This window comes from Desulforhabdus sp. TSK (genome assembly GCF_022836495.1).
GTDB lineage: Bacteria > Desulfobacterota > Syntrophobacteria > Syntrophobacterales > Syntrophobacteraceae > Desulforhabdus.
The window spans coordinates 1-441 of record NZ_BQXM01000169.1 but is presented as its reverse complement, the minus strand read 5'-3'; the positions used below and the strand labels follow the sequence as shown (position 1 = coordinate 441).

Genomic DNA, 441 nt, shown 5'->3' with positions numbered 1-441 from the left:
CACTGGACCCGTCCCGGACCTCCGGCGGCTCCACCGGCGGCGGGGCCGCGGCCGTGGCGGCCGGGATGCTGCCCTTCGCCCCGGGAACCGACGGCGGCGGCTCGGTCCGGATCCCCGCGGCTGCCTGCGGGCTCATCGGCCTGAAGCCCGGCCGCGGCAGGATGCCCGACGACGACCACTCCCCGTCAGCGACCAACCTTCCGGTCTCCGGACCGATCGCCGACACGGCCGAGGATGCCGCCCTGCTCTTCGACGTCATGGCCGGCCACTCCTTCCGCGCACAGGAGGCGCGCCCAGCGGCAGGACGCCGCAGCGGGCGGGGAGCAGCCGGCGTCGTGCTGGCCGAAGGCGCCGCGATGCGCCGCGTGCGTGAGGCCCTGGAGTCCGGTCTGGCCCGGCTGAGAATCGGGGTGGTCACGGAATCGCCGTTCTCACCGGACC

Annotated in this window: 1 protein-coding gene; it reads left to right on the top strand. The window is 76.0% G+C overall.

The features are described 5' to 3' along the window. Window positions 1–441: amidase family protein (locus MWC30_RS21985; RefSeq protein ID WP_244086328.1), on the top strand; the 441-nt coding region annotated here is incomplete at both ends.